Source organism: Vulcanococcus sp. (assembly GCF_044369115.1).
In the GTDB taxonomy this organism is placed as follows: domain Bacteria; phylum Cyanobacteriota; class Cyanobacteriia; order PCC-6307; family Cyanobiaceae; genus Vulcanococcus.
Genome location: NZ_JBIPMN010000144.1, coordinates 1 through 7,035, shown reverse-complemented (window position 1 = coordinate 7,035; position 7,035 = coordinate 1). Strand labels below are relative to the sequence as shown.

Annotated in this window: 7 protein-coding genes; 3 read left to right on the top strand and 4 right to left on the bottom strand. The window is 64.1% G+C overall.

Annotated features, from left to right (window positions below):
• Window positions 1–311: 311 nt before the first annotated feature.
• Complete coding sequence (locus tag ACIQ2E_RS11040) at window positions 312–1,853, top strand: ABC transporter permease (RefSeq protein WP_398330269.1); 1,542 nt, start codon at window positions 312–314, stop codon at window positions 1,851–1,853.
• Between the two features lie 170 nt (window positions 1,854–2,023).
• On the opposite strand, the gene ACIQ2E_RS11035 is transcribed toward ACIQ2E_RS11040, so the two are convergent.
• Entirely contained in the window at window positions 2,024–2,701 is a 678-nt protein-coding gene (locus tag ACIQ2E_RS11035) for an esterase/lipase family protein (RefSeq protein WP_398330266.1), read from the bottom strand.
• Between the two features lie 372 nt (window positions 2,702–3,073).
• Between ACIQ2E_RS11035 and ACIQ2E_RS11030 the strand changes: the two genes are divergently transcribed.
• Together ACIQ2E_RS11030 and ACIQ2E_RS11025 are read left to right on the top strand one after the other, a co-directional pair.
• Window positions 3,074–3,451 (top strand): hypothetical protein, encoded by a 378-nt coding sequence (locus ACIQ2E_RS11030; protein WP_398330263.1) that lies wholly within the window; start codon window positions 3,074–3,076, stop codon window positions 3,449–3,451.
• Between the two features lie 45 nt (window positions 3,452–3,496).
• Window positions 3,497–4,819, top strand: a complete 1,323-nt coding sequence (locus tag ACIQ2E_RS11025) for an NAD(P)/FAD-dependent oxidoreductase (RefSeq protein WP_398330260.1) — start codon at window positions 3,497–3,499, stop codon at window positions 4,817–4,819.
• Here the strand turns inward: ACIQ2E_RS11025 and ACIQ2E_RS11020 are convergent.
• The 3 genes from ACIQ2E_RS11020 to ACIQ2E_RS11010 form a co-directional block, all read right to left on the bottom strand.
• Window positions 4,814–6,109: a chloride channel protein gene (locus tag ACIQ2E_RS11020; RefSeq protein ID WP_398330257.1), complete on the bottom strand. Its 1,296-nt coding sequence runs from the start codon at window positions 6,107–6,109 to the stop codon at window positions 4,814–4,816. The genes ACIQ2E_RS11025 and ACIQ2E_RS11020 overlap by 6 nt on opposite strands.
• A 20-nt stretch (window positions 6,110–6,129) precedes the next feature.
• Complete coding sequence (locus ACIQ2E_RS11015) at window positions 6,130–6,843, bottom strand: hypothetical protein (protein WP_398330254.1); 714 nt, start codon at window positions 6,841–6,843, stop codon at window positions 6,130–6,132.
• Between the two features lie 7 nt (window positions 6,844–6,850).
• Window positions 6,851–7,035: SDR family oxidoreductase (locus tag ACIQ2E_RS11010; RefSeq protein WP_398330251.1), on the bottom strand; the 185-nt coding region annotated here is incomplete at its 5' end.

Here is a 7,035-nt window from a genome sequence, read left to right as displayed (position 1 = left end):
CTCTTTATCGGTGTTGTAGTGACGCCCGGAGTACACGCCAATCTCCTGGCTCTGAGCCTGGGCTGTCTCCACACCGAGTGCCGTAATGGCTGCGCCGGTGGCACTCACTGCCAACAAAGCAAGAGCACCCAGGGATTCGGGCTGGCGCAGGGATCGCAACGAGTGGAATTTCAAGGGAAGCAGATCGTGCTTGCGAGCACTATGACCATCAGAAAGTGCCCTTCCGAGGGGTAGCGATCATTGCCCACCCGCGAGTGTGACAAATGTCACACCAACGTGTGCAAAGCCCTGGCCCCGTAGGCTTTTTGCCCATGGTTCCTCTCTCCGCAAAGGCCACATCACGGAGCCCCCAGCGCAGCCTGCTGGCGGTGGGCGTTTTGCTGCTGTGCGCCCTGGCCCTTGCTCCGGTGTTGAGCCTGGGATGGTTTGCCTTCGATGCCGGTGAAGGCACCCGGTTCGACCTTGGCTATGGCGGCGCCGAGCAGGTGCTGAACACCCTTGCCCTGGTGGCCCTGGTGGGGCTGCTCACCGCCGTCTTGGGCACGGCCACCGGCTGGCTCACGGCGCGATGCGCCTTTCCGGGCCGCCACTGGCTGCGCATCGCCCAGCTCTTGCCGCTGGCTACACCCAGTTATCTGCTGGCCGCCACCTGGATCGATCTCGGCAGCCGCTACGGCCTGCGGGTGCACGGCTTCACACCCACGCTGATCGTGATGGTGCTGAGCACTTACAGCTACGTGTTTCTGCTCTCCACCGAGAGCTTCTCGGTGAGCGGGCGCCGCCAGCTGGAGGCCTGCCGCAGCCTGGGGGTTGGCCCCTGGGGCAGCTTCTGGCGAGTGGCCCTACCGATGGCCCTGCCGGCCATTGGCGCTGGGGTGGCCTTGGGCGGCATGGAGGTGGTGAATGAGCTGGGTGCCGTGCAGCTGCTCGGTGTGCCAACGCTCTCCACCGGCATCCTCAACCGCTGGCAACAAGATGGCGACCCTCAAGGAGCCGTAGCCCTGGCCCTGATGGCGCTGCTGATCGTGGCGCTGCTGGTGGGCGCGGAGCGCAACCTGCGCCAGCGCAGCCGCTGCTGGAATCTCGGCAACGATGGCGATGCCGACCCCCAATGGCGCCTCGTGGGGCAACGGCGCTGGCTGAGCCAGGCCCTGTGCCTGCTGCCGCCGATGATCACCCTGGGGCTACCGGTGATCTGGGCTGGGCTCAGCTGGGACCAGCTGCGTGCAGAAGACACCACGGAGCTGCTGGCTCTCGGGAGCCGCAGCTTCGGGCTGGCCCTCCTTGCTGCGGCCCTCACGGTGGGAGGCGGCCTGCTGCTGGCGATCGCCAAGCGCTGGATTCCCAATGCCGTGCTGCAGCGGCTCACCTTTATCTCTGGCCTCGGCTATGCCATCCCCGGCACCGTGCTGGCCCTGGCTCTGATGCTGATCGGTGGACCTCTGGCGCTGGCACCCCTACTGCTACTGGTGTGGGGCTACAGCGATCGCTTCCTGGCCGTTTCGAAGGGCGGGCTCGACGCCGCCCTTGAGCGGATTCCCCCCAGTGTGGACGAAGCGGCCACATCCCTGGGCAACAGCTGGCTGGGCGTATTGCAGCGGGTGCATCTACCCCTGCTGCGCGGTCCGCTGCTGGTGGGCGGGCTCCTGGTGTTCGTCGACACGGTGAAGGAGCTGCCGCTCACCTTTGCCCTGCGGCCCTTTGATTTCGACACCCTGGCTGTGCGCGTGTATCAATACGCCAGCGACGAACGGGTGGGTGCCGCCCTCGTGCCGGCCCTGTTGATCCTCGCCCTGGGCATCCTGGCCGCCATCGCGCTGATCCCCAACCTGGAGCGGCTGGAGCGCAGCTGAACACCGAGTTGTCGCTTTTGCTGCTTGAGCCTGCATCCGTCGTTCTGAAGACCTGCGCGTTCAGCGAGAAGCTCGCAGCAGCGAATCCATTGCAATGTTGCGACTGCATGGCGACCGCCAAAGCTGGATGGCGGCCCTGATGGCTCACTGGGCCGAGCAACAGCTCGGCCTCAGCCCCGCCACCACTGCTGCACCACCTCAGGAGTGCCATACCAACGGGCGCCAAAGGCACCCCCATGAGCCACGCCCGGCAACGTGATCGGCTCAGCACCGCGCAACAGGGCCGACTGCACCGGCACCAGGCCATCCCCCTCCAGATCACGGCGGCCAGCGATGGCCTGATAGGAGCCGGGAGCCATGCGCTGACTGAGGGCCGAGCCATCCGCTTCCCCCAGCGCCCCAGCCACCGAGATGTAGTGCACTTGATCGGCGAAGCAGGCGCCGGGGTAGCGGCGATCCACCATCTGCCGCAGCGGCGTGGCCCGCACGGCGGTGTGGGGACTGCCCAGGGTGTAGAGCCGATCCGCCCAGCGCTTGCCGTTGTAGGTGCGACCAGCAAACGCCTCATCGGCAAGAAAGAGGCGCAGCATCACGCCACCGGAGCTGTGGCCGATCAGCGTCACCTTGCCGGTGGCTGAACGGGCCGCCAGCGCTTCTGCCTGCGCTGCCGCCCGATCCAACAGGCGCCGCCAACCCCAAGCCCAGGAGGTGAGCAGCCAATCGAAACGGTTGGCTGGCACCAGCTCAACCGGTTGCTGCGTCTGCTGCCTCAGCCAGCTGCACATCGGCTGATAGGCCTCTTCGGTGATCAGAAATCCCCCCAAGATCAGCACGGGTTGAGCAGGCACGTGTGGCGCTGGCAGTTGACAGGGTCTATGGTGAAGGAGTGAACCGATCGGCGAGCACCAACGCGCCGCATCCCTTCACGCCTGATCCGCTATCCCTGGCAAGGGAGTTTCAACGGCATCCGTTTTCAAGACAGTCGTCTTCACGGTTGTGATCGAGGCAAAGCGACAGATAACTCCACGCGCAACAGAACCATGACCATTCACACCCCCACGCACAAACCGCAGACCACGTCCCATCGCCCCAAACCTCAGCACCAGCATCCATCGCCCAACCAACCCGCCACCTGGGAGGAATTGTTCGGTCGGCGCTGAGTCCGCTCGCCTGCAGCCCACTGAGTCAATCGCTTGAATGGCGACTGGTTGATCAGTCCCATGGATCCTCACTGGTTGAAACTGCGTTGGCCCGTCACCGTGTTGGCGCTCGGCGCCATGGTGTTGGGCCTTTTATTGCGCAGCAGCCAGCACCCGATCCAACTGCGGCTGGTGCTGAGCTTCGCCGAACCGCTCACGCTGTCCGGACAGGTGAGAGGGCTGCTCTCCATGCCAGACCCAGTAGAGATGCGCCACAGCGGTGGTGTGAAGGTTCAGGTCACCGAGCAGGCACCGGTGAAGCTGAGCGTGAACAACCCCAAACCCGTCCAGATTGAGGTCAGTAATCCCAATCCCATTCAGGTCAACATGAGTGAACAGCAACCGATGCAAGTGGATGTGGAACCCAAGGCACCGGTGAAGGTGAAGATCGGCCTGTGAAACCAGCCAACTCTCGTTAGCGTGCGCACAGCGCTAGACGCACTGATGGCTCCGGAGCGGTTCTTCCTCGAACTCACACCACCGACTGAACTGCTCAGAAACGCAGCTCATGTGGTGATCGTGGGAGGCGGCTTCGCCGGCCTTAAAGCAGCTCACGCCCTCGCGGGGAAAACCGTGCGGGTCACCCTGATCGACAAACGCAATTTCAACCTGTTTCAGCCCTTGCTGTATCAGGTGGCCTCAGGGCTGGTGTCGCAAACGGATGTGGCCTCGCCACTGCGGATCATGTTGGGGCAGGCTCCCAATGTGCAGATCCTGATGGGAGAGGTGGACGACATCGACACCTCCGCTCAAGAGGTGATCTTCAACAATCGTCGACTGCACTACGACCATCTGATCGTGGCGGCCGGCGCCACCAGCAGCTACTTCGGCCACGACGACTGGGCGCAGTTCGCCACGCCGATGAAATCACTCGAAGATGCCTATGGCATTCGCAAGCGTGTGCTTGGGGCCCTCGAGGAGGCTGAGCAAACGCCCGATCCCACCAAACGGCGCCTGCTGCAGTCGGTGGTGGTGGTGGGCGGCGGCCCCACCGGCTGCGAGCTGGCGGCCTCCCTCAACGACCTGATGCGCCACACCCTGGAGCGGGATTTCAAACAAATCGATCCCAGCCTCTGCAAGGTGACGCTGGTGGATCCCGGCGATCGCGTGCTGCGGGCCATGGATCCCCAGCTCTCCAAGGCGGCTGGCGATCACCTCCAGCGCTCCGGCGTGGAGATGCTGCTGGGGGGTCGCGTGAAAACGATTGAAGAAAACAAGCTTGTGGTCACCACCAGCGATGGTGAGGTAACCCTCGAGGCCGGCACGATCTGCTGGACCGCCGGAGTGGCGGCCTCACCTCTAGGAAAGCTTCTGGCTGAGCGCACAGGCTGCAGCGTGGATCGCGGTGGCCGCCTCCCGGTGGAGCCGGATTTCTCGATCCCCGGGCATCCCGAGATCCGCGTTGTTGGCGATCTCTGCAGCTACAGCCACACCAAGAACGGCAAACCCCTACCAGGCATGGCCGGCCCCGCCGTGCAGATGGGTGGCTGGGTCGCCAAAGACATCCTCGCCAAGCTGCAGAACCAGAACCATGCGCCGTTTGTGTTCACCGATTTCGGCAGCATGGCGGTGGTGGGCCCGCTGTTCGCTGTTGCCGATCTACGGGGCATCAAGGTGAGCGGTGCCCTCGGCTGGCTGCTCTGGGGACTGGCTCACCTGGCCTTTATCCCCGACAACGAAAACCGCCTCACCCTGCTCACCAAATGGCTCTGGATGATCGTGACCCGCGAGCGCTCGGCCCTGGTGATCACCGAAGCGCCGTCATGAGGCTGATGCCATCGGCTTATCGCCGATGTCTTTGAGGGCGTGATACACGGGCTTGTCGACCAGCAAACGGCTGACATAGGCCGCGATCACAGAGGCAAACAACAAACCTGGCAACAGTTGCTGATCGCCGGCCATGCGCACGGCGAACAGCACTGCCATCACCGGCAACTGCGTGGCGCCAGCCAAACCCGCCACCATCCCAAAAGCCAAGCCCATCTGGGGCAGCATCCCTGCGTCGCCCAGGCTTCGGCCGAGCACAGCCCCGAAAGCAAACGAGGGATCGATCAGGCCGCCGGGGATGCCAGCGCCCAACGCCAGAACAGGACCAATCAGGCGCAGCACCAGGGTGAACAGATCCCCGAGCACACCAGGCAGCAGGGCGTTGGTGGGTGATCCTCCCTCAATCATGTGGCGCATCAGCAACTCGCCGTCGCAGCCGGAGGCGCCGCCGCTGAGGAGCAGAAACACGCTCAGGCACACCCCCAGCAGCAGACCCAGCCGCAACGGTTGCCGCTGCGACAGCGCGCGGAAACGGCGCGTGACCTGCAAGAGGATGCGGGCGAACACAGCACCGAGAGCTCCCGCCAACACACCGATAGGCAGGGCCCAGCCGAGCTGGAGGAGTTCGGCTGGGCCCACACCAACGATGCCGAGCGCAAATTCCGGCTCTCCCACCGCACTGCTCACTGCCGCAGCCAAGGCACTGATCACCAGCGCAGGCCAGATCAGCCGCATCGAGAACGTACCCAGAAACTCCTCGGCCACAAACACCACGCCCATCAACGGCGTGTTGAAGCCCCCAGCCAGGCCAGCACCACCGGCCACCGCCATCAGATCAGAGTGGCTCAGATCCGACAGCCAACGGGGGAAGCGACGGCGCAGCCAGTAGGCCGCCGAGGCGCCGATCTGCACCACGGGCCCCTCACGACCCAGCGGCATCAAGCTCAGGCTGGCGAGAGTCCACAGCAGCAGACGCTGCAGGCTGGGAATGAGGCCGAGCAGTGCACCCGCTTGCTCTGGGTGCTCCAGGCTGGTCATAGTCTGAGGGATGCCTGACCCCTTGCCGCGGCTGAAGATGCCGCTCTGCAGCAGCATCAACAGCGGGAAGACCACCACCGGCGAACAGGCCAGCAACACCGTGAGAGGCCGCCAGCTGGAGCCACTGAAGGCCGGCAACAGGCCCAGCAGCTGATCGCCCCAGCGATCCACCAGGTTGAACGGCCAGCACAACAGCCCCACGAACAATCCCAGCAGAGCGAGCTGGACCAGCCGACGGATGAGCTCGTTCAAGGCCTTCATCGTTGCTGCCGTTAGGAGAGCCGTTTCTGAACGCGCCCAAGAATCAGCGCAATCAAGATGGCTACGTATAGCTGGCCTGCGATGGTAATCACGTTGGCGATCACCTGAACGGTGACATTGCTGGACGTGAGCACGGATGTTCCCACCGTGGTGAGCAACCCGAACGATGCCGCCATCAGCGCCGGAGCCACAGCCACGCTGGCCACGGCATTCGCGGACAGGGCCGGCAGCGCCGAAGCCACGAAGGCCGATGGCTGCAACACCCACGTGGCGGTGAGCAGCACCCCGCCGGCAATGCCGACGGTGAGATAGCCCGAAGCCGCACCGAGGACCACCGATGTGGTGACAAAGGGTTCACGAATCAGCGACTTCACCTTCCGTACCACCGCCACCAGGAGGAACAGCACCCACACCACCACGTGCGGCGTGGTGAGAGCCCGCCCAAGGGACGGACTCCAGAACAGGGCTGCATGCCAGATCACCTCCATGGCGATGGCCGTGCAGCCCAGGCTGTACATCAGAGGCCTGGTGCGGCGGAGCGCTGAATAGCGGCTCACAAACACCATGAACACGGTGGCTTGACCGATCAGCAGCAGCGACAACAACAACGTGACCTGCTGGGCCACCGGCAATAACAGCAACAGCAACAACTCGTAGACGAGTGTGATCCGATAACCGAGATGGCGGCGCCGGATGCGCTGCAGCTGTTCGCGACTGATCCTCAACGAAGCTTCACAGGCCAGGGCTGCTCTGCATGATGCCGCCGTCGGCAAAGATGCTGGTGGCGGTGATGTAGCTGGCGGCGTCGCTGGCCAGGAAAGCCACTACTTTGGCGATCTCATCGGGCTGGGCCATGCGGCCCATAGGGATGGCGGCGTTGAGCTTGGCCAGCAGTTCCGGGTTGTTCATCGTGGAAT

Coding starts and splice junctions, on each gene's coding strand:
- ACIQ2E_RS11025 (WP_398330260.1), top strand. CDS start 3,497: ATGGCTCCGGAGCGGTTCTTCCTCGAACTCACACCACCGACTGAACTG.
- ACIQ2E_RS11040 (WP_398330269.1), top strand. CDS start 312: ATGGTTCCTCTCTCCGCAAAGGCCACATCACGGAGCCCCCAGCGCAGC.
- ACIQ2E_RS11030 (WP_398330263.1), top strand. CDS start 3,074: ATGGATCCTCACTGGTTGAAACTGCGTTGGCCCGTCACCGTGTTGGCG.